19 protein-coding genes, 1 rRNA gene and 2 pseudogenes are annotated in these 21,528 nt (G+C 59.6%); 12 read left to right on the plus strand and 10 right to left on the minus strand.

The window, feature by feature from the left end; all coding sequences use genetic code 11:
- Positions 1 to 41 precede the first annotated feature (41 nt).
- From rrf to ACMXYJ_RS06205, 4 genes are all read left to right on the plus strand, one after another.
- Positions 42 to 157 (plus strand): 5S ribosomal RNA (gene rrf / locus ACMXYJ_RS06190).
- A 148-nt stretch (positions 158 to 305) separates the two neighbouring features.
- Complete coding sequence (locus tag ACMXYJ_RS06195; RefSeq protein WP_415759128.1) at positions 306 to 965, plus strand: paraquat-inducible protein A; 660 nt, start codon at positions 306 to 308, stop codon at positions 963 to 965.
- Positions 952 to 1,575, plus strand: coding sequence for a paraquat-inducible protein A (locus ACMXYJ_RS06200; protein ID WP_008145542.1), 624 nt, complete (start codon positions 952 to 954; stop codon positions 1,573 to 1,575). Before ACMXYJ_RS06195 ends, ACMXYJ_RS06200 begins: the two co-directional genes overlap by 14 nt.
- Positions 1,568 to 3,871 (plus strand): PqiB family protein, encoded by a 2,304-nt coding sequence (locus ACMXYJ_RS06205; RefSeq protein WP_415759129.1) that lies wholly within the window; start codon positions 1,568 to 1,570, stop codon positions 3,869 to 3,871. Before ACMXYJ_RS06200 ends, ACMXYJ_RS06205 begins: the two co-directional genes overlap by 8 nt.
- A gap of 102 nt (positions 3,872 to 3,973) precedes the next feature.
- On the opposite strand, the gene mksF is transcribed toward ACMXYJ_RS06205, so the two are convergent.
- From mksF to mksB, 3 genes are read right to left on the minus strand one after another with little or no spacing between them, the layout of a single operon-like run.
- The gene (gene mksF / locus ACMXYJ_RS06210) at positions 3,974 to 6,814 is read right to left on the minus strand and encodes an Mks condensin complex protein MksF (protein ID WP_415759130.1); all 2,841 of its coding nucleotides are present in this window, start codon (positions 6,812 to 6,814) and stop codon (positions 3,974 to 3,976) included.
- The gene (mksE, locus tag ACMXYJ_RS06215) at positions 6,811 to 7,512 is read right to left on the minus strand and encodes an Mks condensin complex protein MksE (protein WP_008145537.1); all 702 of its coding nucleotides are present in this window, start codon (positions 7,510 to 7,512) and stop codon (positions 6,811 to 6,813) included. The genes mksF and mksE overlap by 4 nt, the downstream gene beginning before the upstream one ends.
- On the minus strand, positions 7,502 to 8,779 hold the full coding sequence (gene mksB, locus ACMXYJ_RS06220; protein ID WP_415759131.1) for an Mks condensin complex protein MksB: 1,278 nt from the start codon (positions 8,777 to 8,779) through the stop codon (positions 7,502 to 7,504). Before mksB ends, mksE begins: the two co-directional genes overlap by 11 nt.
- Before the next feature lie 206 nt (positions 8,780 to 8,985).
- On the opposite strand from mksB, the gene ACMXYJ_RS06225 reads away from it, so the two are divergent.
- Both ACMXYJ_RS06225 and rimI read left to right on the plus strand, forming a co-directional pair.
- Positions 8,986 to 9,735, plus strand: coding sequence for an energy transducer TonB (locus ACMXYJ_RS06225; protein ID WP_415760684.1), 750 nt, complete (start codon positions 8,986 to 8,988; stop codon positions 9,733 to 9,735).
- Positions 9,728 to 10,180: a ribosomal protein S18-alanine N-acetyltransferase gene (gene rimI, locus ACMXYJ_RS06230; protein WP_415759132.1), complete on the plus strand. Its 453-nt coding sequence runs from the start codon at positions 9,728 to 9,730 to the stop codon at positions 10,178 to 10,180. The genes ACMXYJ_RS06225 and rimI overlap by 8 nt, the downstream gene beginning before the upstream one ends.
- 159 nt (positions 10,181 to 10,339) lie before the next feature.
- On the opposite strand, the gene ACMXYJ_RS06235 is transcribed toward rimI, so the two are convergent.
- Positions 10,340 to 10,744, minus strand: a complete 405-nt coding sequence (locus tag ACMXYJ_RS06235; protein WP_415759133.1) for a serine kinase/phosphatase — start codon at positions 10,742 to 10,744, stop codon at positions 10,340 to 10,342.
- A 152-nt stretch (positions 10,745 to 10,896) separates the two neighbouring features.
- Between ACMXYJ_RS06235 and can the strand changes: the two genes are divergently transcribed.
- The gene (gene can / locus ACMXYJ_RS06240) at positions 10,897 to 11,541 is read left to right on the plus strand and encodes a carbonate dehydratase (RefSeq protein WP_074880312.1); all 645 of its coding nucleotides are present in this window, start codon (positions 10,897 to 10,899) and stop codon (positions 11,539 to 11,541) included.
- Positions 11,542 to 11,547: 6 nt separating this feature from the next.
- Here the strand turns inward: can and ACMXYJ_RS06245 are convergent, their stop codons facing one another.
- From ACMXYJ_RS06245 to ACMXYJ_RS06255, 3 genes are all read right to left on the minus strand, one after another.
- A complete protein-coding gene (locus ACMXYJ_RS06245; RefSeq protein WP_415759134.1) occupies positions 11,548 to 12,072 on the minus strand; it encodes an SET domain-containing protein-lysine N-methyltransferase in 525 nt (174 codons plus the stop codon).
- 144 nt (positions 12,073 to 12,216) lie between these two features.
- On the minus strand, positions 12,217 to 13,389 hold the full coding sequence (locus ACMXYJ_RS06250) for a hypothetical protein (protein ID WP_415759135.1): 1,173 nt from the start codon (positions 13,387 to 13,389) through the stop codon (positions 12,217 to 12,219).
- A 111-nt stretch (positions 13,390 to 13,500) separates the two neighbouring features.
- The gene (locus ACMXYJ_RS06255; protein WP_415759136.1) at positions 13,501 to 14,919 is read right to left on the minus strand and encodes a short-chain fatty acid transporter; all 1,419 of its coding nucleotides are present in this window, start codon (positions 14,917 to 14,919) and stop codon (positions 13,501 to 13,503) included.
- 201 nt (positions 14,920 to 15,120) lie between these two features.
- On the opposite strand from ACMXYJ_RS06255, the gene ACMXYJ_RS06260 reads away from it, so the two are divergent.
- On the plus strand, positions 15,121 to 16,464 hold the full coding sequence (locus tag ACMXYJ_RS06260) for an MFS transporter (RefSeq protein WP_415759137.1): 1,344 nt from the start codon (positions 15,121 to 15,123) through the stop codon (positions 16,462 to 16,464).
- Positions 16,465 to 16,553: 89 nt separating this feature from the next.
- Here the strand turns inward: ACMXYJ_RS06260 and ACMXYJ_RS06265 are convergent, their stop codons facing one another.
- Positions 16,554 to 16,949, minus strand: coding sequence for a DUF6124 family protein (locus ACMXYJ_RS06265; protein ID WP_415759138.1), 396 nt, complete (start codon positions 16,947 to 16,949; stop codon positions 16,554 to 16,556).
- A 635-nt stretch (positions 16,950 to 17,584) separates the two neighbouring features.
- Here ACMXYJ_RS06265 and ACMXYJ_RS06270 point away from each other — a divergent pair.
- The 3 genes and pseudogenes from ACMXYJ_RS06270 to ACMXYJ_RS06280 all read left to right on the plus strand — a co-directional run.
- Positions 17,585 to 18,223 (plus strand): annotated as a pseudogene (locus ACMXYJ_RS06270) (PAS domain-containing protein); the annotation flags it as partial.
- A 150-nt stretch (positions 18,224 to 18,373) separates the two neighbouring features.
- Positions 18,374 to 18,811 (plus strand): annotated as a pseudogene (locus tag ACMXYJ_RS06275) (methyl-accepting chemotaxis protein); the annotation flags it as partial.
- A gap of 57 nt (positions 18,812 to 18,868) precedes the next feature.
- Positions 18,869 to 19,468: a flavin reductase family protein gene (locus ACMXYJ_RS06280; protein ID WP_415759139.1), complete on the plus strand. Its 600-nt coding sequence runs from the start codon at positions 18,869 to 18,871 to the stop codon at positions 19,466 to 19,468.
- 12 nt (positions 19,469 to 19,480) lie between these two features.
- Here the strand turns inward: ACMXYJ_RS06280 and ACMXYJ_RS06285 are convergent, their stop codons facing one another.
- Entirely contained in the window at positions 19,481 to 19,849 is a 369-nt protein-coding gene (locus ACMXYJ_RS06285) for a cupin domain-containing protein (protein WP_415759140.1), read from the minus strand.
- 76 nt (positions 19,850 to 19,925) lie between these two features.
- Positions 19,926 to 20,735 (minus strand): AraC family transcriptional regulator, encoded by an 810-nt coding sequence (locus ACMXYJ_RS06290; protein WP_415759141.1) that lies wholly within the window; start codon positions 20,733 to 20,735, stop codon positions 19,926 to 19,928.
- Between the two features lie 151 nt (positions 20,736 to 20,886).
- On the opposite strand from ACMXYJ_RS06290, the gene ACMXYJ_RS06295 reads away from it, so the two are divergent.
- Positions 20,887 to 21,528, plus strand: coding sequence for a LysE family translocator (locus ACMXYJ_RS06295; RefSeq protein WP_415759142.1), 642 nt, complete (start codon positions 20,887 to 20,889; stop codon positions 21,526 to 21,528).

Raw genomic sequence — 21,528 nt, forward strand, 5'->3', positions numbered from 1 at the left:
GGAGCGTGAACCGAAAGGTAAACGACCTGGCTACCGAATTTCTTGACGACCATAGAGCATTGGAACCACCTGATCCCATCCCGAACTCAGCAGTGAAACGATGCATCGCCGATGGTAGTGTGGGGTTTCCCCATGTGAGAGTAGGTCATCGTCAAGATTAAATTCCGAAACCCCTATCTGCGTATGCAGGTAGGGGTTTTGTTTTGCCCGCAGGAAAGTGGCTTTCAGTTAAAGCACAAATTTGCACAGTTATTTTCGATCCATGACACTAGAATAGGTCCAACTTTTTCGGAGCCAGAGCCTTTATGCCAGATCCGGTTGACGCCCCAGGGCTGTCAGAATTACCGCTGGACGACTTGGTAGCGTGTCATGAGTGCGACTTGCTGATGCGCAAGCCGGAACTTGCCCATGGCGAGAAAGCGCTCTGTCCGCGCTGCGGTTACGAGCTCTACGCCCATCGGCATAACGTCGTACAGCGCAGTCTCGCGTTGGTTATCGCCGCTCTGTTGTTGTATATCCCTGCGAACTTTTTACCCATCATGCAACTCCATCTACTCGGGCAGTCATCGCATGACACTGTCTGGAGCGGCGTTGTTGGCCTGTTCGATACCGGAATGCAGGGTGTTGCAGTCGTGGTGTTTCTCTGCAGCATGGGAATCCCGTTGCTCAAGTTGCTTTGCCAATTGGTTGTACTGCTGAGTATTCGTTTTGATATCGGACGCAGTTACGGCCTGTTGCTCTACCGCATTTATCACCATTTACGCGATTGGGGGATGCTCGAGGTCTACCTCATGGGCGTACTGGTGGCGATCGTCAAACTGGCAGATATGGCAGCAATTACCGTCGGGCTCGGCCTGGCGTGCTTTATCGGTTTGTTGTTGGTTCAGGTCTGGTTGGAGGTTGTGATGTCGCCCCATCAGATCTGGCAGGCTTTATCAGGAGAGGATGCCCATGCGGGCGATTGATGCAGGCATTCTGATTTGCGCCGAATGCCATGAACTGAACAAGCAGGAAGCGGACACCGACGAACAGGTCTGCACCCGTTGCGGTGCGCTGGTTCACGCCCGTCGCCCGAACAGTGTGATGCGTACCTGGGCGTTGCTGGTGACCGCCGCGGTTCTCTACATCCCGGCCAACGTGCTGCCGATCATGACCGTCAGTTCACTGGGGCAGGGTGATCCCAGCACGATCATGTCTGGTGTGATCCAACTGGTTCAACACGGCATGATTCCAATCGCCGCCGTGGTTTTTATCGCCAGTATTCTGGTACCAACGTTCAAATTGGTGGGCATCGCACTGCTGCTGTTTTCCGTGCAGCGCCGGCAGCCACTGTCGGCTCGCCAACGCATTTGGATGTACCGCTTTATTGAGTTCATTGGCCGCTGGTCAATGCTCGATATCTTTGTGATCGCCATCCTGGTGGCGGTTGTGAATTTCGGCCGGCTTGCCAGCGTCGAAGCCAATCTTGGCGCCATCGCTTTCGCCAGTGTGGTGATTCTGACGATGCTTGCCGCAGTAACTTTCGATCCCCGACTGATTTGGGATAACACGGAGTCGGACGACGACCATGACTGATTTGCCTACAGCAAAAACCCGACCGGCCTCGAACTGGTCAGCTATTTGGGTGTTGCCCCTGATCGCCCTGATCATCGGTGGCTGGCTCGGCTGGCGTGCCTACAACGAGACCGGCATCGAGATTCAGGTGCGTTTCGAAAGTGGTGAAGGCATTCAGGCCAACAAGACCGAAGTCGTCTACAAAGGCATGTCGGTGGGTAAGGTAAAGACCCTCAAACTTGATGATGAAGGCAACTCCAAAGGCGTGATCGCCACCGTCGAAATGAACAAGGACGTGGAGCCATACCTGCGGACCAGCACCCGTTTCTGGCTGATCAAACCGAGCGTGACGCTGGCCGGCATCACTGGCCTGGAGACACTGGTCTCGGGTAACTACATCGCGATAAGCCCGGGCGAGGGTGAGCCGACGCGCAAGTTCAAAGCCCTGGCCGAAGAGCCGCCGCTGTCGGACGCCCAGCCCGGTTTGCACCTGACGATCAAGGCTGATCGCCTTGGCTCGCTGAATCGCGGCAGTCCGGTGTTCTACAAGCAGATCAAGGTTGGCCAGATCAAAAGCTACTTGCTCTCCGAAGACCAAAGCACCGTCGAGCTCAAAGTTTTCATCGAGCCGACCTACGCCAAACTGGTGCGCAAACACACGCGTTTCTGGAACGCCAGCGGCATCAGCATCGACGCCAACCTGTCGGGTGTGAAAGTGCGCAGCGAGTCGCTGGCGAGCATCGTCGCCGGCGGTATCGCGTTCGCCACACCGGAGAACCGCAAGGACAGTCCGCCAACCGATCCGAGCCTGCCGTTTCGTCTCTACGAAGATTTCGATGCAGCCGCCGCCGGTATTCGGGTCAAGGTCAAACTCAGCGACTTCGAAGGAATGCAGGCTGGTCGTACACCGGTTATGTACAAAGGCATCCAGGTCGGCAATCTGAAAGCGCTCAAGATCGATCCAGATCTATCCAGTGCCACCGCCGAATTGACCCTCGATCCTCTGGCTGAAGATTACCTGGTCGAAGGCACCCAGTTCTGGGTGGTCAAACCGTCGATCTCGCTTGCCGGTATCACCGGTCTCGAAGCGTTGGTCAAAGGTAACTACATCGCCGTGCGTCCAGGAGACAAAGGCGCCGCACCGCAGCGCGAGTTTGTCGCACGGCCGAAGGCACCGCCGCTCGACTTGCGTGCGCCAGGATTGCACCTGGTGCTGTTCACCGAAAACCTCGGTTCGCTGGAGGTCGGCAGCCCGATTCTCTACAAACAGGTCAAGGTCGGTTCGGTCCAGAGTTATCAGTTCTCACGCACTAAAAAGCAGTTAGTGATTGGTGTACACATCGAGAAGGAATACGAAGGTCTGGTCAACGCCTCGACACGATTCTGGAATGCCAGCGGCATTACGCTGACGGGTGGATTGACGGGTGGAATCCAGGTCAAAAGTGAGTCGCTGCAAAGCCTGATGGCCGGCGGCATTGCCTTCGAAACCCCGGAAGCCAAGGCACCGTTGCAGAAGCGGATTCCGCGTTTCCGTTTGTTCGCCAGTCATGATGAGGCGACGCAAAAAGGCGCCGTGGTAACGATCAGGGTTGATCGCGCCGATGGTTTGCGCAGCGGCACGCCGATTCGCTTCAAAGGCCTGGATGTCGGCAAGATTGAAGACGTCGACCTCAGCGATGACCTGCAATCGGTGCTGCTGACGGCACGAATCACCGAAGTGCCGGAGCGTATCGCTCGGGTCGGTAGTCAATTCTGGGTGGTCAAACCTGAACTGGGTCTGATCAAGACGTCCAACCTCGAAACGCTGGTCACTGGCCAATACATCGAAGTACAACCGGCCGCGAAAAACCTCGGCCCGCAGAAGAACTTCGTGGCCCTGGCCAATCCGCCGGAAACCGCTAAACAGGAAGCCGGTTTGAGTCTGGTGTTGAGCGCTGCCCGCCGTGGTTCGCTGAAAACCGGTGTGCCGGTCACTTATCGCGAAATCACCGTGGGCAAGGTGACAGGCTATGAACTCGGCCAGACGGCGGACCGTGTGTTGGTGCACATCCTGATCGAGCCGAAGTACGCGCCGTTGGTGCGCAGCGGCACGCGGTTCTGGAACTCCAGTGGTTTTGGCTTTGATTACGGCTTGTTCAAGGGGGCGACGATGCGTACCGAATCGCTGGAGACGCTGATTCAAGGCGGCATCGCTTTCGCCACGCCAGATGGCGAACGCATGGGCAGTCCGGCGCTAGCTGAGCAAACGTTCCCGCTGTTCGATAAGTTCGAAGACGAATGGCTGACCTGGGCGCCGAAGATCTCAATCGGCAAGTAATCTAGCGGCGTCTGCGCTGCCGCCATCAAAGCCACTGAGAGTCGTCAATAAAAAAGGCCGCAATCCAATGGATCGCGGCCTTTTCGTATCTAACGGTTTAACTCAAACCGCATCCAGCTCCGGCTCGTCCGCTTCAACATTAACGGCAGCCTTCACTTCATCGTGACGACGAATGTACTTCCAGTCCGCCTCATCGATGTAGATCCCGTTCGGCCCGCTACCACCTTCCAGGTCAATCGCCACACTGGCGCAGACCTGCGGCTTCACACTCGCCAGGATCGGTACGAAGCCCAGTTGCAGGCTGGTTTCCAAGAGCGCTGCCTGGTTCTTCTCGTCGATGTCCGCTGCCTCGTCGAGGTAGTACGGCAGGCGCACGCGACCGGCTTGGTCGCGGTCCATCAAGTGCAACAACAAGTACATGTTGGTCAGCGCTTTGATGGTCATCGTGGTGCCGTTGGATGCCGCTCCGTCGATGTCGGTGTGGATAACCGGCTGACCGTTGACCTTGGTGATCTCGAACGCCAGCTCGAACAAATCCTTGAGGCCGAGCTGGTTGTGGTTCGCCGCCACCAGCCGCGCCAGATATTCCTTGGCTTCTTCGTTCTTGTTGTCCTGATCGGCGCTTTGGCTCAGGTCGAAGACCGAAAGGGTTTCGCCTTCTTCGTACTGGCCGGCGCTGTGGATGATCTGGTCGATGTGCTTGAGCGCTTCCTTGTTCGGCGCCAGTACGATGCGGAAGCTTTGCAGGTTGGAGACCTGACGCTTGTTGATCTCGCGGTTGAACAGCGCCAGTTGATGCTCAAGGCTGTCGTAGTCGCTGCGGATGTTGCGCAGGGTCCGGGCGATGTCGGTAACGGCGGCACGACGCGCCTTGCCAAGGGTCAGGGCTTCGTCGGTGCGGTGTGCGTAAGCGTTGATCAGCAGTTGCAGGCGACGCTCCATATCGTCTTCGCTGTCGAACTTGGCCACACCCTTGAGGCGGACCTGAGCGTACAGCGCCTCGATCTGACCGTCGCTGCGCTGCAAACCTTGCCAGCTGTCCTGATAGTCATTGAGCAGCGGCAACAGGTTGTCCATGGAATCGTCGATCGGGTCCATGAACGGCGTACCGAACGGCAGGTCTGCAGGCAACAGTTGACGGCGGCGCAGGGCGTCGTCGAGGGTGCGTTGCTTGGCTTCCATGTCGCCGATCTGCCGGCCGACCAGTTGCAGTTTGGCCGACAGTTGCTGGACGCGTTCGGTGAAGGCATCGCTGGAGCGCTTCAATTCGTCCTGCGCCGCTTCCATCTGCGCCAGTTGTTCCAGTTTGTCGCCTTCCTCGGCGCTCAGGGTTTGCGCGCGGCGGAAATCTTCCAGGGCTTTCTGCGCATCCAGCACTTGCTGGTACATCGCTTCGGTCTGGGTCTTGCTCGCGGCGCGGTCGGCGGCCACGGCTTGCTGGGTTTTCAGTTGCTTGAGTTCTTTGTCCAGACGCTCTTTCTGATCGCGCAACGCGGCGCGGTCAGCCAAGGCTTGCAGGGCCGGCGGCTCGATGTGCGAGATGTCGATGGACAGTCCCGGTACTTCGAAGCGCTCGCCTTTGAAGCCGTCGAGAATCAGCTCCATGGATTTGACCCACTGACCGTCCTCGTCCAGCGTAATACCGTGCTCACCCAACGGCAGGCTGAACAGTGCGCTGTTGAACAGGCGCATCAGACGCTCGACATCCTGTTGCGAGAATTCCTCGCGCAGACGGGCGTAGCTGTTGTTGTCGGCATGATCGAGTTGCTGTTTCACCGACTTCAGGCGTTTTTCCAGATCCCGCAGACGCTCTTCCAGATCTTCGGCGCTGAACTGTCGCGACTGCGCCAGCGCACCGGCCAGTTCATCGTGCGCGTCCTTGGCCGCGAGCAGTTGCTGCTCAAGGACTTTGACGTCAGTGACCAAGGCGAAGCGATGCTTGAGCACCGACAGCTCGCCGAGCCAGCGCTGGATGCCGGAAATTTCCCGCTCCAGACGCATCAGCTCTTGAGTGCCGCCGCGCTGATCGTTTTGCAACGCGTCTTGCTCGTTGCGGTAGTGCTCGGCCTGAATCGTCAGTTCTTCCTTGCGCGCACTGGCGTAGTCCGACCAGGTGCCGAGCAGGGAATCGAGCAGCGGCGAGATCCGGTGCAGTTTGCCGCGCAGGATATTGCGCTGGGTCACGCCTGCCGCAAGGGCTTCGACCAATGGGCCGGCAGTGACTAGCGAGTTGTAGTCCTGTTCCATGCGACGGACATCGCGGAAGGCTTCTTCGCATGCGGCGATGTAGTCGACGCTACCGGAACGCAGGCTGTGTTCAAACGCATCAAGAAACAGCTGCTTGAGCTTGGCTGCGGTGATTTCGCGCATGTGCAGCAGGTTGATGAACAGTGCGCGGAAGGTCTTCAGGCTCTGCTCGCTGGTGGAGCGCAGCGGGATCAGCGTCAGGTCCAGCGGGATCGAGGTGTGACCGCCGACCAGCAAACGACGCAGTTCATCAGGCTTCAACTCGTAGGCTTTCAGTCCTTCGCGCTCAAGGTTGGTGAACAATTCTTTCTGACGCAGGCAGGTGTCGTTTTTCTGGTAATGGGCCAGATCCAGTTTGCCAGCGTAGGCAAAGAACTGGTGACCGAAACCACCGCCCGGGCCGCGACCGACCACACCAATCACATGTGGACCGTGAGGCAGCGAGACTTCGACCAGGATGTAGCTGGTGTCCGAGGCGAAGTAGAAGCGCCGGGATTGTTCCAGGCTGTACTTGCCGAAACTCATGTCCGACATGCGCGCCAGAATCGGGAACTGCAAGGCGTTGATCGAGGCGGATTTGCCGAGGTTGTTCGCGCCGTAAACCGACAACGGTTCTTCCAGCGGGAACAGGCCGAGGCTGTAACCGGCGGTGTTCAAAAGGGCAAAGCGGCGAATGCCGTAGCGTTCCTTGCTCATGCGTCGGTCTCCTGTTCTTCGGCAATGGCGCGGGCCATGGCGTCTTCTTCGCTTTCTTCAGCGAAGTCGCTGAGATCGAGCGGGTCATCGGTTTCCAAAAGCTTTTCGTCGCTGTCGTCATCGATCAGCACCGGAACCGGCAGAGGCAAGACGCTGTGCAGGCTGGCGGCCAGGTCACGGTCTTGCTGGACCGACAGGCAGACATCGAGGAAGCGGTGCATCGGCGGCAGGAAACGGTAGATGCCGTTTTCTTCGCCGGCAAAACCGAGCTGGGTCATGCGGCGCATGATTTTTTCTTCGAGTTCTTCGACGGTCTGCACTTCGGCCTGGATAAACAGGTCGCGGTACTTCTCCAGCAGCGATGGCAATTCATCGCGGCCGAGGCTGCCACCGTCGAGCACGGCGACTGGATCGCGGCCCTGGTCGGCCAGATGCTCGACGAGAATGAAGGTGAACAGCGCCAGACGTTGTGCGGTCTTGTTCACCGCCGCAGCAGCGAGGTCCGGGACGAAGTAGTAGAAACCACGGGTGTCGCAGACCAGTTCAAAGCCCAGCGCCTTGAACAGCGTGCGGTACTGGTCCTGGAAGTTCGACAGTTGCGCGTACAGCTCGGGGTCGCGGCGGCTGACGTGATAGCCCTTGAACAGCTCGCGAAAGATCGGCGCCAGCTGGGACAGTTCGTTTAGATCAAGATGCATGAGGGGTGCTCGCAGAATCCTCGGCGGCGGTGTCGCGGGCCGAGAGCAGGGCGAAGGAGCGCAGGCTGACCTGATGCTCGTGAGTGTGGTAATCGCGGCGTTCCAGACGCTCGCGTGTGAAGCGCTTTTCCCGCGACAGGCGCGAGAACCAGTAAAGCAATTCGTCGGTAGCGCCGTCCGGCTCCTGCTCCAGCAGCCAGGTCATCAAGTCCGGCATCGGCAGGGCGTCTTCGCAGCGTTCGAGCATTTCCCGAACCGTGCGTGGCGCGCGCGGCGCTTCGCCTTTCTGAGTCTTGTGGGCCTTGGGGAAGCGCGCCGGTTTCGGCTCGAAGCGGGCCAGCGCATAAACGTAGGCTTCAACCTGACTGGCACTGCCGAGGAACGTGCTTTGCGGGCGGGTGAACATCGGCATCGCCGCTTGTGGCACCGCATCGATGCCTTTGCGACGAATGGCCGACAAGGCCAGCGCCGCGCCGCGGGTCACGGCGTTGTGTCGACGGGCTTCTTCACGCAGCGGCAGCAACAGCTCGCGGGCGTGACGCAGGGTCAGCTGGGCGCTGGTCTGCATTTCGAGGATGCGCGCGTGGGTGCGCAGCAGCATGTCGTCATCGACCAGATGGCCGAGGCGCTGCTGCTCCGTGAGCATTTTCAGCAGCACGTTCTCGACCTTGCGCACGCCTTGTTCGAAGGCGCCGTCGGCGTTCACCAGCTGAATCATCGGCTCGACGTATTCGTCCCAGGTCGCCAGTACTTCAGCGTAACGCTGACGCAGGGGAATCTGTCGGTCGCTGGTCTTGGCTCGCTCGGCGACGGCCACCAGGGCCTGTTCGTCGTTGGCGAGTTTTTTCAATACGTCCCGTACGCGCATGTCGAGCAGGCGCAACTGGCGCGCCAGGTCGTGGCCGTCGCGGATGTCGAAGGCGTCCTGGATATAACCGGCCAGGCGCTCGAGATGGCGCAGATAGGCTTCGATCTCCAGGCACAGGCCCAGACGGTGCTCACGGCGCAGGTAAGCGAGGAAGTCGTGGATCTGCGCATTGAGCTCGAAACGGTTCGGGCTTTTCGCCACGGGAACCAGAATGTCGAGGCGGATCCACACGTCCAGCAGGCTGGTGATGTCCTGCGGCGTACTGTCGAGTTGCTGGGCGGCCAGTTGCGTGCGCAGTTCGTTGAGGCTCAGTGTGCCTTGGTCGAAGTGCTCGCACAGTGGCTCCAGAAGTGCCCAGTGTTCAGCGAGGGCGCGCAAGACGCGCTTGGGTTCGATCATCGGAATGGCCGGCTGGTTGACGAATAAAAGCAGCGATTGTACTGCATCACGCCCGTTGCGATTCACTCTCGGGACGGACAGTTGGCTTTCTATCGATCAAGCGTGGGCGATCTTGAGCGAAGGGCGGTAGAATCACCGCACTTTAGTTATCCACAAGTGGCCGACCTTTGCTTATCGAGTCCCGTCGCCGCGCTTATTTGACCGCCATGCAGGTGGTCAACTGGCTGCCGCGCACCGAATTGCCCTTTGCAGCGCCCTCGCGCCCCGAATTGCTGGAGATGCCCGAGCCGTTGGTCGTCGCGCCGGTTGCTCCGGTTGCGCCCGTGCCTGTGGCTGATTCGCCCGTGGAACCAGTGGCCAAACCGGTCGAACGGGTGAAAATCGAGGTGCCACGGCCATCGCTGGCCAGCACGCGCACGAATGCCAAGGTTGAAGAGCAGGCCGCTCCGGTTGTGGCCAAGGCGCCAGTCGTGCCGCCACCGCGTTTCGCCCTGCAATTACTGCGGGCCGGGCGTTGCCTGCTGCTGGTGGAGTTACCCACAGGCGAATCCTTCCAGACCCGCGACCCCGCCTATCTGTTGCTCAAAGACATGTTGCGCGCCGCCGGTCTGCCGGACAGCCCGCAGATCGTCGGCGAGCCGGTGCGTTGGCCGCTGTTGTCTCGGGGCACCATGGATCAAGGCCCGGAAGCGGCTCGCGACTTCGTGCAAGGTTTTCTCTCCGCCCGGCTGGAAGACGCACCGTGCGTTTGCGTGTGGCTGATCGGCCTGCCGGCGGTGCGTTTTGCCGGTGAGGCGAACGCTGAATCCTTCAACCGTGAACTCCAGGTCGACGGCCTGGGCTCGGTCTGGGCCCTGCCGGGCCTGGAATTATTAATGGAAGAGCCACAGCGTAAGGCTGATGTCTGGCAAGCCATGCGTCGGCTGATGGCGCGCTGGAAAGAATCGAATGAGTGACGCTGTATCGTTCCGCCCGATGACCGAGGTGGACCTGGACGCTGTACTGAAAATTGAATACGCGGCTTACAGCCATCCCTGGACTCGCGGGATTTTTCTCGATGGGCTGGGCAAATATCAAATATGGCTGATGTTTGAAGGCCAGCAGCAGGTCGGCCACGGTGTGGTGCAGATCATCCTTGATGAAGCGCATCTGCTGAACATCACCGTCAAACCGGAGAACCAGGGCCGTGGCCTGGGCTTGACGTTGCTGGAGCATTTGATGTCCCGGGCGTATGACGCCAAGGCGCGGGAGTGTTTTCTGGAAGTGCGCGACAGCAACCGTGGCGCGTTCAAGTTGTATGAGCGTTATGGGTTTAACGAGATTGGGCGTCGACGTGATTACTACCCGGCGGTGGGTGGGCGTGAAGATGCGGTCGTCATGGCCTGCACCCTCGTTGACTGAGCTGTTTTAAAAGCTTCGCGAGCAAGTCGGATCGCCGCACCGCCGCTCCCACATTGATTCCAGTCGATCACAGCATTTGTGTACGACACCGATTCAATGTGGGAGCGGGCTTGCTCCGGGCGGCGATCCGACGAAGGCGGCTTGTCAGGCGCTAGAGAATCAACGATTACCGTCCATCGGATCCCGCCGCGCCAGTTCCTCTTCATCCAGCCCATTGCCTCCGCCGATGTCGTCTTCATCGACAATGCTCAAATCCCAATCGGCCTGGCCACCTTCACCCGCTTCGTGGGCGTCGCGTGCGCCGTCTTCACGGATCAGGGTTTCCGGGCTCATGTCGTCGTCGGTGGACTCATGGTCATCGGTCGAGGCCCCGGTCATGCCGGCTTCACGTACGCGTTCCCGAGGCATCAGGCGTTCACGCTCCGTTTGCGTCAGCTCGTCGCCGATTTTGGCGCTGGGTTCTTCCTCGTCGAAATCCAGCTCATGCATCGAACCCATGCGGTCTTCGTTGTCATCGATGGGCTCGGGTTGCACCGCATCGTACGGACGTCGTGATTCAGTCATGGCAATTCCTCATACTGTAGGCCTTACTAGGGTGGACCCCCTGGGCTGCTGAGAATTCCTCCGGCATGGAAAACCGGGTATCTGCATCTGGCGCGTGACCCCGACAGATGGTTGTCTGTCATAGAAGCGCATCATTCTCGAGGCTTCATTGCATGAACGAATTACAAGATCTGATTGATAACAACGAGCGCTGGGCTGACGCAATCACCAAAGAAGATCCTGATTTCTTCGCCAAGCTGGCCCGTCAGCAAACCCCGGAATACCTGTGGATCGGTTGCTCCGACGCCCGGGTGCCGGCGAACGAGATCGTCGGCATGCTGCCTGGCGATCTGTTTGTACACCGCAACGTGGCCAACGTGGTGCTGCACACCGACCTCAACTGCCTGTCGGTGATTCAGTACGCGGTCGACGTGCTGAAGGTCAAACACATCCTCGTGACCGGCCACTATGGCTGCGGCGGCGTGCGCGCCTCGATGCAGGACCGTCAGTTGGGCCTGATCGACGGCTGGCTGCGCTCGATTCGCGATCTCTATTATGAAAAACGCGAAGAACTCGCCAAATTGCCGACTGAAGAAGAGCGGGTCGACCGCCTCTGCGAATACAACGTGATCCAGCAAGTGGCCAATGTCGGGCACACCAGCATTGTGCAAAACGCCTGGCACCGCGGGCAGAGCCTGTCTATTCACGGCTGCATCTATGGCATCAAGGACGGTCGCTGGAAAAGCCTGAACGCTACCATTAGCGGTTTCGAGCAATTGCCGCCGCAATACCGTCTGCGTCCGGTCGAGGCGTTGTAACGCCCTTCAGCATAGACTTCGCCGGCGCCAGTGCTGCAGAAACAACTGGCCGTCGGCGTTCGGCGATTCATCGTAGCCGGTGATCCAGCCTCGGCAGTCGAACGAGCCGCACTGGCAGGCGAACTGACGCAAGAGTTTGTCTTCGGTGGAAGCGTAGTCCATCGTCAGTCGGTCGCCTTTTTTGATGTCCTTCAGCGCCCACAACCACAGCTCGCTCATGTCGAGAAATACGTTTGGGTCGCAGGAGTGTCGCAGCAGCCCGCAGAAGCGCGGGTCGTAGACATGGATGCCATGGGCCAGTTGCCGGGTATGCCGGCACCGATAAGGCAGCAGATGCCCCGAAGCCCGACAAATTCGGCTGATGCGTGGAAAATCCCGAAGTACTGCGACGGCTGCCGCCGATCCGTTGGTGTTGTCGATAATCTCGAAGTCGGCCCTGGAGGGGAATCCCAGGCGAACGGGCAGCTCCGCAAATGGATAAATCCCGTCGGGAGGTTGTGCAAGCGTCTCGTGCAGGGCGTGGGTTTTCATAACGATCCTTGTCGGCTGGGTGCTGCGACTTCCATCAGCTGACGATCCTGTCAGCTCTGCAACACATGGGTACGACTCAAGCCTCTCGCAAATGAAATGGCGGGTCTACTGTCAGTTATGACAGTGGATCCGCCGTTCATCGTTTTACAGGGTCGGAACAGGGGTCGCAGGCGCGGGTATCGGAGCTTTCAGCTGTTTGAGCTGAGATTTGATCGGTGCCGTCGCGCACTTGGCCACGGCTTTTTCGGGCGTCAGGTTGCGAATCGAGGTGTAGAACAGCTCGCAGGTTTTGTCTGCCTGGGCCACTTGCCAGGTCTGGGTGCAACTTCTCAGTTCAATGTCGGGATTGCTGTCCGGTTGGCGGCCCATGGCGGCCTGCCAGCACGCGGCACTCAAATCCTGGCCCATGACTTTAAGGCCTGCGGCATCGGCCTTGGCCTGGGCATCGCTGCCGGTATAGCTTTCCGGGTCGGCGGCGTACCAAATGTAGCTTGGGTGGTTGGAACCCAGCACTGGCACTTTCACCCCGTCGCTCGGACTGATGCTGACCAGGCCCAGCACGTTCACGGTCGGCCCGTATTGCTGCTTGATCCAGTTACGCACTGGCGCGCCGAAGGCGACCATCGGCAACGCCAGACCACTGGCATTCTGGCTGAGTTGCTTGACCATCGTGGTCTGATAGTCCTTGAAGTAGTCGTAGACGCCTTCCAGATCTTTGCCAGCGTTTGACGGCGCTGCAATCGGTGCAATGTCGATGATGGTCTGGTAGCCCGGCGTCTGGTCGGCCGGAATTCCGTTGACAGTCAGCAGTGTGGCCCAGCGATCGGTGGTGGCGGATCGCAGGTAATCCTGAGCCTGGGTCAACGAATAGTCGGGTGGGAAGTGCAACAGTTCAACGCTTTTGCGGTTTTCCAGGGCCATGCCCAGTGGCAGGAACAGATACCAGCTATAAGCCCACTTGCCGTCGGCATTCAGCTTGCTGGCGCCGGTGTAGGCGAGATCACCGGCATCGAGCAACGCCGCCAACGGTTTTTCATAGCCACGGGGTACGCCGCTTATTTCGGCGTAGAGCTGCTTGTTATCGGTTTTGACCAGCACTTTCGCCGCGCTGTAACCATCGCGCTGCACGCTTTGGGTCAGGTAATGCTCGACCGTTTGCTCCAGCGTCCAGTTGCGAAAGCAGATCACGTTGCAGTTGTTGGGGTAAGCGAACAGGCGGGTGACGCGTTCGGTACTGCCCAGCTTCAGGTCGACATCGGCATGGGCGGCGGCACTCAGGGTGAGGGCCGCGAGGGTGAGTCCTGCGAATTTGAACATGCTCAGATCCTTTTCAGCGTGTGGGCCCTTGGCTTCGGGACGCATACATACTGAAACAGACTAGACCGAACATGAAGTGGGGGCCGATAGATATATCGGCCCTTCTTTGCGTTAAGGCATCACCGGCGGCGTATACGTCAGCGTCGTCCCCAACGCCCACAGCAGAAACAGCACCAGCGGCGTGTGCACCAGCAGTTGCACGAACGAAAACCCGATCAAGTCCCGCGCCTTCAATCCGAGCACACCCAGCAGCGGCAGCATGTAGAACGGGTTGATCAGGTTCGGCAGGGCTTCGGCGGCGTTGTAGATCTGCACGGCCCAGCCCAGGTGATAGTTGAGGTCGGTGGCCACTTGCATCACGTACGGCGCTTCGATGATCCACTTGCCGCCGCCGGACGGGATGAAGAACCCGAGGATCGCCGAGTACACGCCCATCAGCAGCGCGTAGGTGTCGTGGGACGCGATTTGTACGAAAAAGGTCGAGATGTGGTGAGCCAGCGTCTGAGCGTCAGTCCCTTTGACGGTGGTCATCAGTGCGGCGATCGAACCGTACAACGGGAACTGGATCAGTACGCCCGTGGTGGTCGGTACCGCGCGGGACACCGCGTCAAGGAAGCTGCGTGGGCGCCAGTGCAGCAGGGCACCGAGCATGATGAACAGGAAGTTGTAGGTGTTCAGCCCGGAAATCGCACTGATCGCCGGTTTGGTCGAGAACTCGTGGAACAGCCATCCGGCCGCCAGCAGCACCAGCAAAATCGTCAGCAGCGGGCTGTGCTCCAGCCATTCGCCGGGGCGGGTGCGCGGTTGCAACGGCGGCAGGTTAAAGCTCGGATCGATGCCGCAGGCTTTGGCATCACGGGCCGAGTTCGGGCCGGGTGCAGTGGCGTAGGCAATGATCAGCGAGATCACAATCAGCGCCAGCAACATCACGCCGGACTGCCAGAGAAAGATTGTTTGCGTGAAAGGAATCACCCCGGTGATCGACAGAATCGACGGCGGCAGGCTGGCCGGGTTGGCCTGCAATTGTGCGGCGGACGAGGACAGGCCCAAGGCCCACACCGCGCCGAGACCCAGGTAGGCGGCGGCACCGGCGGCACGGTAATCCATTTTCAGATCGGTACGGCGGGCGAGGGCGCGCACCAGCAAACCGCCAAACACCAGCGACAGCCCCCAGTTCAGCAGCGAAGCGACCATGGAGATCAACGCAACCCAGGCCACGGCCGAGCGGCCGTTTTTCGGGATCCGCGCCAGCCGGTCGATCAGCTTCACTGCCGGTGGCGAGCTGGCGACCACATAACCGCCGATGACCACGAAAGCCATCTGCATGGTGAACGGGATCAGGCTCCAGAAGCCGTCACCGAAGGCCATGGCGGCGTCGGTGGGTTTGGCGCCCATGAACAGAGTGGCCACGGCGACGATAATCACCGCCAGTGCGGCAAACACCCAGGAGTCGGGAAACCAGCGTTCGGCAAAACTTGAGCAGCGCAGGGCAAAGCGGGCGGAGCGGGTATCTTCGATATCAGCGGCCACGGGTGTACCTCGAATTTTTATGTTTGTTGTGGTCTTTGGGGCCGCAAAGGCCCGTCTAGACAGGTGCCAACAGTAAAACAATCGGTTCTATTTTGTGACGAAGTTTTACGAGTCTAGGACTTTGGTCTAACGGGTTGTCCGTTGGCGCGTTTGCGTAGACCATGGGCGCCTTGGTTTTTCGCCTATGCCAGAGTTCTTTTCATGACCGCCAACACCCACGCGCACCCGGCGCCGTTCACCCGCTCGGACTACAAGACCCTCGGCCTTGCGGCCCTGGGCGGCGCGCTGGAAATCTACGATTTCATCATTTTCGTATTTTTTGCCCTGACCCTCAGCCAGCTGTTCTTCCCACCGGAAATGCCTGAGTGGCTGCGACTGCTGCAAAGCTTCGGGATCTTCGCTACCGGTTATCTGGCGCGGCCGTTGGGCGGGATTCTGATGGCACATTTCGCCGACCGACTGGGCCGCAAGAAGGTCTTCAGCCTGAGCATCCTGATGATGGCGCTGCCCTGTCTGCTGATCGGCATCATGCCGACCTACGCGCAGATCGGTTATTTCGCGCCGCTGCTGCTGTTGGCCCTGCGAATCCTCCAGGGCGCGGCGGTGGGCGGCGAAGTGCCGAGCGCCTGGGTGTTCGTCGCCGAGCATGCACCCGTCGGGCATCGCGGTTATGCCCTCGGTTTCCTGCAGGCCGGGCTGACGTTTGGTTACCTGATCGGTGCACTGACGGCGACGTTTCTGGCACAGGCGTTCACCCCGGCAGAAATCCTTGATTACGCCTGGCGTTACCCGTTCCTGCTGGGCGGCGTGTTCGGCGTAATCGGCGTCTGGCTACGCCGCTGGCTCAGCGAAACCCCGGTGTTCATGGCCATGCAGGCGCAACGTGATGCGGCCGTCGAACTGCCGCTGCGCACGGTCTTGCGTGAACACCGTCTGGCCATGCTGCCGGCGATGATCCTCACCTGCGTACTGACCTCGGCGGTGGTGGTGTTCGTGGTGATCACCCCGACCATGATGCAGAAAACCTTCGGTATGACCGCCAGCCACACCTTCGCCCTGAGTGCCTTGGGCATTGTCTTTCTGAATATTGGCTGTGTACTCGCCGGGCTGCTGGTCGACCGCATTGGCGCCTGGCGCACGGTGATGCTCTATAGCCTGCTGCTGCCGTTGGGCATTGGCGTGCTCTATACCTGCCTGATCATCGGTGGCAGCTGGATCGGTCTGGCGTATGCGGTGGCCGGCCTTGGTTGCGGGGTGGTCGGCGCGGTGCCGTCGGTGATGGTCAGCCTGTTCCCGGCGCGGATTCGTGTCTCGGGGATTTCCTTCACCTACAACATTGCCTACGCCGTCTGGGCGAGTATCACACCGTTGTTGCTGATCGGTCTGATGCCGTGGAGCCCATGGGTCTGCGTGATTTTCTGCGCGGTGATGGGGGTTGTGGGGGTGAGCTGTGCCGCGTATTTCGGGACGCGGATGCCTAATGTCGGGAGCCGTAGCGTGGCTTCAAGCCAGGGCAAATCGTTGAAAGACTGCGTTAATCCGTAACAGGCACCGACTTCCCGCGTAGCGGGTGAGCGGGATAAAAAATGGGCACGCCAACGAGGTTGGGTGCCCATTTTTTTATGCCTGACGAATCAGCTGACTCGGCTTTGTTGCTTGGCGAAAATCGCCGCTATCTCGGGTTCATCCAGATAATCCAGCATTCGCTCCACCAACAAATGCACGCCGTCAGCCATGCGGCTGAGCGCCAGGGCTACGGAGCGGCGTGAGCCGTCCACATCATCGGCGAGGTTGGCGGCAATAGCGCTGATGGACAGCAAATCTTCCGAGGCATTGGCGAGAAGGGTTTCAGGGTTGATGCCCGGGCTGACACTGAAGAGCTGGCCGTTGCGTTTTGGTGGTTTTGGGTCGGCTGGCGGGAAGTGATGGTCGAGGGCGCGCTCGGCGGCTTCGTTGAGTTTGTTTGAATCGGAGCTTTCGTAGGGGGAGATTGGGTCGGCGTCTGGCGGGTTGGGTGTGACTTTGAACATGATCTTCAATTCCTTGAATGATGCTGACAACACTTCGCCGACTAAACGAAGGGGTGGCAGCTGTACGCAGGTTAGTCGGACCGGGGAATTGAAGAAGCCGGCGCACCCGAAGGTGCCCTACGCACAGCCACCATCAAATGCAGGTAGGAAATACCTGTCTGACAGAAGCTTGTGCAACTTCAATTACCAGCGAGCGACTAAACCCGATCACTGATGGGCAGTGACAGGAACCAAGTTACCGACCGCCCCCAAGGCGCACAAGCCGGCGGATTCTGGCGTAGCCGTAGGCAACGACGCAAGGTGTTGTAGCTTGCAGGAAGTAACCTAGAGGCGTTTTAAACAAGCGCTGTCGAGCGGTGTTTAGTTTCCGGAAATGTTGGGAAGAAACGATGTCTCGACAACCATTCGGCTTCTGGCGACACGACGCGCATCAAGATGCCTAACTATTTTTGTAGGACAACCCTGAAACACTCTTCAGAAAATATCCCCCAGGCCGATGGCTAGGCTGCATACCGCTTTCTATCCCTGTCCATCGGTGTATCCCCATGTTCAACAAACGCTTGAAGCAGGAGCTGTCGGCTCTTCGCGAAGAACTCTCCAGCCTCCAGCAAGTGAAGGAAAGTCTGGAAAGCGAGATGCTGGTCCTGACCCTCGATGCCGATGGGCGGATTCAATCGGTCAACCAGAACTTCATCGGCGAGATGCTCTACAAAAGCAGCGACCTGATAGGGCGGCACATCGAAGACATCGTCCCGGCCCATGTGAAGTCCGACGAATTCCACCAGCGCTTCAAGGTCGCGTTGACCCGTGGCGAGCACTTTGCCGGCACGGTGCGATTGTTGCGTGGCAATGGCCAGGAAGCCTGGCTGCGCTCGATCGTGCAGCCGGTCCGGTCCGCAGGCGGCCAGATCAAGAACTTCTCGATTTATTCCAGCGACCTGACCCGCACCATCGAAGCGTCTCGTGAGCATGAGAACCTGATCGGCGCGCTTGTGCGCTCCACGGCAGTGATCGAGTTCGACCTCAATGGCAACGTGCTGGCGGCCAACGAACGGTTCCTCAGCGGCATGGGTTACAGCCTGGCGCAGATCAAGGGCAAACATCACCGCATGTTCTGCGAACCCGAGGAAGCCAACAGCGCCGGGTATCAGGACTTCTGGCGCCGCTTGAATGCAGGCGAGTATGTCGCCGAGCGTTTCAAACGGATCGACAGCCACGGTCGCGTGGTCTGGCTGGAGGCCTCCTACAACCCGGTGGTCGATGCCAACAACAAACTCTACAAAGTGGTGAAATTCGCCACGGTGATTACCGATCAGGTCAATCAGGAGCAAGCCGTCGCCGAAGCGGCCAACATTGCCTACAGCACCTCGCAGCAAACCGACAGCAGCGCGCAGCGCGGTAACGCCGTGGTGACTCAGGCGGTCAACGTGATGCGTGATCTTGCCACGCACATGCAGACCGCCGGTGAAGGCATCGAAGCGCTGAACGAGCAGTCGCTGGTGATCGGTACCATCGTCAAAACCATCAGCGGGATTGCCGAACAGACCAACCTGCTGGCGCTCAACGCGGCCATCGAAGCGGCCCGGGCAGGGGAGCAGGGACGTGGTTTCGCGGTGGTGGCGGACGAGGTCCGGCAATTGGCTTCGCGCACCAGCCAGGCAACCGATGAGATTGTCGGCGTAGTGCGGCAGAACCAGGACATGGCGCGCAACGCCGTGGCGCTGATGACCGAGGGCAAACTCCAGGCTGAACAGGGGCTGGCGCTGGCGGCAGAGGCGGGGACGGTGATTGTCGAGATTCAGGACGGCGCACAGAAAGTGGTGAACGCGGTCGGGCAGTTTGCCAATCAGTTAGCGACTTGATGCCTGCCATCGCGCCGTAAATCGCTACAATCGGCGTTTTTCCCAGGAGCAGCCATCATGAGCGTTTCTCACCGCCGTCCGGTTCCCTTGGCCAAGGCTTATCGCCTGCTTAATCACGGCCCGACCGTGTTGGTCAGTGCGGCCCATGACGGTCAGCGCAACATCATGGCGGCGGCCTGGGCGATGCCGCTGGATTTCGAGCCGCCGAAAATTGCCGTGGTGCTGGATAAGTCCACCTGGACACGGCAATTGCTCGAGGCTTCGGGCACGTTTGTGCTGAATGTTCCCTGCGCCGCCCAGGCCGATATTGTCCAGACCGTGGGTTCGACGTCCGGCCTGGAATTGACCCGGGACCAGGGCCGGGACAAGTTCCAGGTCTATGGCTTGGCGACCTTCAGCGCTGAATTGATTGATGCGCCGATGCTCGAAGGCTGCGTCGCCTGGCTGGAATGCCGACTGCTGCCGGAGCCAGGCAATCACCAGCAGTACGATCTGTTCCTGGCCGAAGTGATTGCCGCTCAGGCAGACGAGCGGGTGTTCAGTGACGGTCGCTGGCACTTCGAAGGGCAAGACGCGTTGCGCACCTTGCACCATGTGGCGGGCGGGCATTTCCTGAAAATCGGCGATCCGGTGGACGGCAAAACCTTGCAGCCGTAAGCAGCCAGCCTTTCACACCCAGACGTCATTCTGCGCCGTGCGCTCGCCACCTTCGTTGCCCGTGTTCAGCACGCCTTTGGGTTCGATCAGCAGGAGTTTCACCTCCTGCTCGGCGAACGGTTTGTGCTCGACACCTTTTGACACCACATACATTTCGCCGGCGTTCACCAGCACGTGGCCATCGCGTAAGTCGATGCGCAGTTGCCCTTCGAGCACGATGAAGGTTTCGTCGGTATCAGGGTGATCGTGCCAGATGAAATCCCCCAGCAGCTTCACCACCTTGAACTGGTAGTCGTTCATTTCGGCGATGACCCGAGGCGTCCAGTACGGTTCGATCCTGGCGATTTTTTCAGCGAAGTTCAGGCTTTCGTAAGCTTTCATGAAGCAGCTCTCGTGGTTGATCGTAAATCCACGATAGCCGGCGCATCGGCGTGCTTCTTGAACGATTGTGCGTGGCTCAGCGGCGGTGCATTTTCATCCAGCGGGCCGGCGACAGGCCGTAGGTTTTGCTGAACTGCCGGGTCATGTGGCTTTGATCGGTGAAGCCTGCGATCAGCGCGGCGCTGACCAGTGACTGGCCCTGGAGCAGCAGCGAGCGGACCAGGTCGAGGCGGCGCATGGTCAGGTATCGATAAGGGCTGGTGCCGAACAACAGGCGAAAATCCCGCGACAGACTCCAGCGATCGCGACCGCTGTGTTGCGCCAGTTCTTCCAGCGTCACGGTGCGATCCAGCGCGCTGTGGATGAATTCCCGCGCGCGTTCGGCGGCCACGTAGTCGAAGCTTTGGCGGGTGGCAGGCACTCCGGAAACGCTGTTCAAGGCTTGGGCCAGATCGAACAGCGCATCCTGCTCTTCCAGAGGATCGAGGGGGCAATCGAGGCTTCGCAGCAGCACGGCGGTGGCGGCGAACAAACGTGGATCGTTCGACAGGCCCGTCTTGATGAATGGCAACGGCTGGCCGCCGAGCATCTGCTGGATCAGCGCCGGTTCGATGTACATCATTCGATACTGGAACCCGGTCTCGGTGCCGGCTTCGCCATCGTGAACTTCGTCCGGGTGCAGCACCATGGTCCCGCCCGGCAGACTGTGGCGCCAGCCACCGCGGTACTGAAAACTCTGCACACCGGCCAGGGTATGGCCGATGGCGTAGGTGTCGTGGCGGTGAAGGTCGTAGCCGTGACCAGCAAAAAACGCTTCGAAACGCTGAAGCCCGCCGACGTCGGGCGCGCGGTGGAACCAGTCGATAGGGGGCGTGTGCTTGGCCATGGTGGTGTTGCCTTGAACTCGATGCTGAACACGTTACCCCACTGACTAGCCGCCTGTCTGCTGCCGTTCGAATCACCCAGCGGGTAGAAAATCCCGGACTAATGTTGCAAGGTGTTGCATATTTTTTAAGCCACGAAGGCGATCCCACATCATGGAAATATCCCACCTGAGTTACGCCGCTCCGTTGTTGTCGTTGGCGCTGTTGTGGACGGTTGCGGTGGTGACGCCGGGGCCGAACTTCTTCAACACCGCGCAACTGGCTGCCAGTTGCTCCCGGCGCCACGGGGTTGTCGCCGCACTCGGCGTGGCCACGGGCACGGTGCTGTGGGGATTGGCGGGTGGCCTGGGCATCAAGTCGCTGTTCAGCGCTGCGCCGACGCTCTACCTGAGCTTCAAGATTGCCGGCGGTTGTTACCTGATCTATCTGGGATTGAAGCAGTTCAAGCGCAAACCACCGAGTGTACCGGGCGATAGCGGCTCGCTGAATGGCGCCGGTTGCACGTTGTTATCGGCTTATGGCCGGGGCTTTGTGGGCAACATGACCAATCCCAAGGCTGCGCTATTCGTTGCAACGATTTTCGCCACGGCCATGCCGGCCTCGCCGCCACCGATGTTGCTGGCGCTGGCCGTGCTGACCATGGCGACCTTGTCATTCAGTTGGTATTGCAGCGTGGCGCTGCTGTTCGCCAACCGTCGGGTTGCGGGTGCCTATGATCGTTCGCGTAAATGGCTGGATCGCTTCGCCGGCAGTTGCTATCTGTTGTTCGGCGCACATTTGGTGGCCAATCGTTGA

This window comes from Pseudomonas arabinosi (assembly GCF_047758675.1).
Classification (GTDB): Bacteria; Pseudomonadota; Gammaproteobacteria; order Pseudomonadales; family Pseudomonadaceae; genus Aquipseudomonas; species Aquipseudomonas arabinosi.

What these genes read in the sequence shown, in the direction of transcription:
- ACMXYJ_RS06235 (WP_415759133.1), bottom strand. Translation starts at nt 10,744, where the DNA reads ATGACTGAATCACGACGTCCGTACGATGCGGTGCAACCCGAGCCCATC.
- ACMXYJ_RS06250 (WP_415759135.1), bottom strand. Translation starts at nt 13,389, where the DNA reads ATGTTCAAATTCGCAGGACTCACCCTCGCGGCCCTCACCCTGAGTGCC.
- ACMXYJ_RS06280 (WP_415759139.1), top strand. Translation starts at nt 18,869, where the DNA reads ATGAGCGTTTCTCACCGCCGTCCGGTTCCCTTGGCCAAGGCTTATCGC.
- ACMXYJ_RS06225 (WP_415760684.1), top strand. Translation starts at nt 8,986, where the DNA reads ATGCAGGTGGTCAACTGGCTGCCGCGCACCGAATTGCCCTTTGCAGCG.
- ACMXYJ_RS06195 (WP_415759128.1), top strand. Translation starts at nt 306, where the DNA reads ATGCCAGATCCGGTTGACGCCCCAGGGCTGTCAGAATTACCGCTGGAC.
- ACMXYJ_RS06295 (WP_415759142.1), top strand. Translation starts at nt 20,887, where the DNA reads ATGGAAATATCCCACCTGAGTTACGCCGCTCCGTTGTTGTCGTTGGCG.
- ACMXYJ_RS06260 (WP_415759137.1), top strand. Translation starts at nt 15,121, where the DNA reads ATGACCGCCAACACCCACGCGCACCCGGCGCCGTTCACCCGCTCGGAC.
- mksE (WP_008145537.1), bottom strand. Translation starts at nt 7,512, where the DNA reads ATGCATCTTGATCTAAACGAACTGTCCCAGCTGGCGCCGATCTTTCGC.
- ACMXYJ_RS06265 (WP_415759138.1), bottom strand. Translation starts at nt 16,949, where the DNA reads ATGTTCAAAGTCACACCCAACCCGCCAGACGCCGACCCAATCTCCCCC.
- ACMXYJ_RS06285 (WP_415759140.1), bottom strand. Translation starts at nt 19,849, where the DNA reads ATGAAAGCTTACGAAAGCCTGAACTTCGCTGAAAAAATCGCCAGGATC.
- rimI (WP_415759132.1), top strand. Translation starts at nt 9,728, where the DNA reads ATGAGTGACGCTGTATCGTTCCGCCCGATGACCGAGGTGGACCTGGAC.
- mksB (WP_415759131.1), bottom strand. Translation starts at nt 8,779, where the DNA reads ATGATCGAACCCAAGCGCGTCTTGCGCGCCCTCGCTGAACACTGGGCA.
- ACMXYJ_RS06205 (WP_415759129.1), top strand. Translation starts at nt 1,568, where the DNA reads ATGACTGATTTGCCTACAGCAAAAACCCGACCGGCCTCGAACTGGTCA.
- ACMXYJ_RS06290 (WP_415759141.1), bottom strand. Translation starts at nt 20,735, where the DNA reads ATGGCCAAGCACACGCCCCCTATCGACTGGTTCCACCGCGCGCCCGAC.
- can (WP_074880312.1), top strand. Translation starts at nt 10,897, where the DNA reads ATGAACGAATTACAAGATCTGATTGATAACAACGAGCGCTGGGCTGAC.
- ACMXYJ_RS06200 (WP_008145542.1), top strand. Translation starts at nt 952, where the DNA reads ATGCGGGCGATTGATGCAGGCATTCTGATTTGCGCCGAATGCCATGAA.
- ACMXYJ_RS06245 (WP_415759134.1), bottom strand. Translation starts at nt 12,072, where the DNA reads ATGAAAACCCACGCCCTGCACGAGACGCTTGCACAACCTCCCGACGGG.
- mksF (WP_415759130.1), bottom strand. Translation starts at nt 6,814, where the DNA reads ATGAGCAAGGAACGCTACGGCATTCGCCGCTTTGCCCTTTTGAACACC.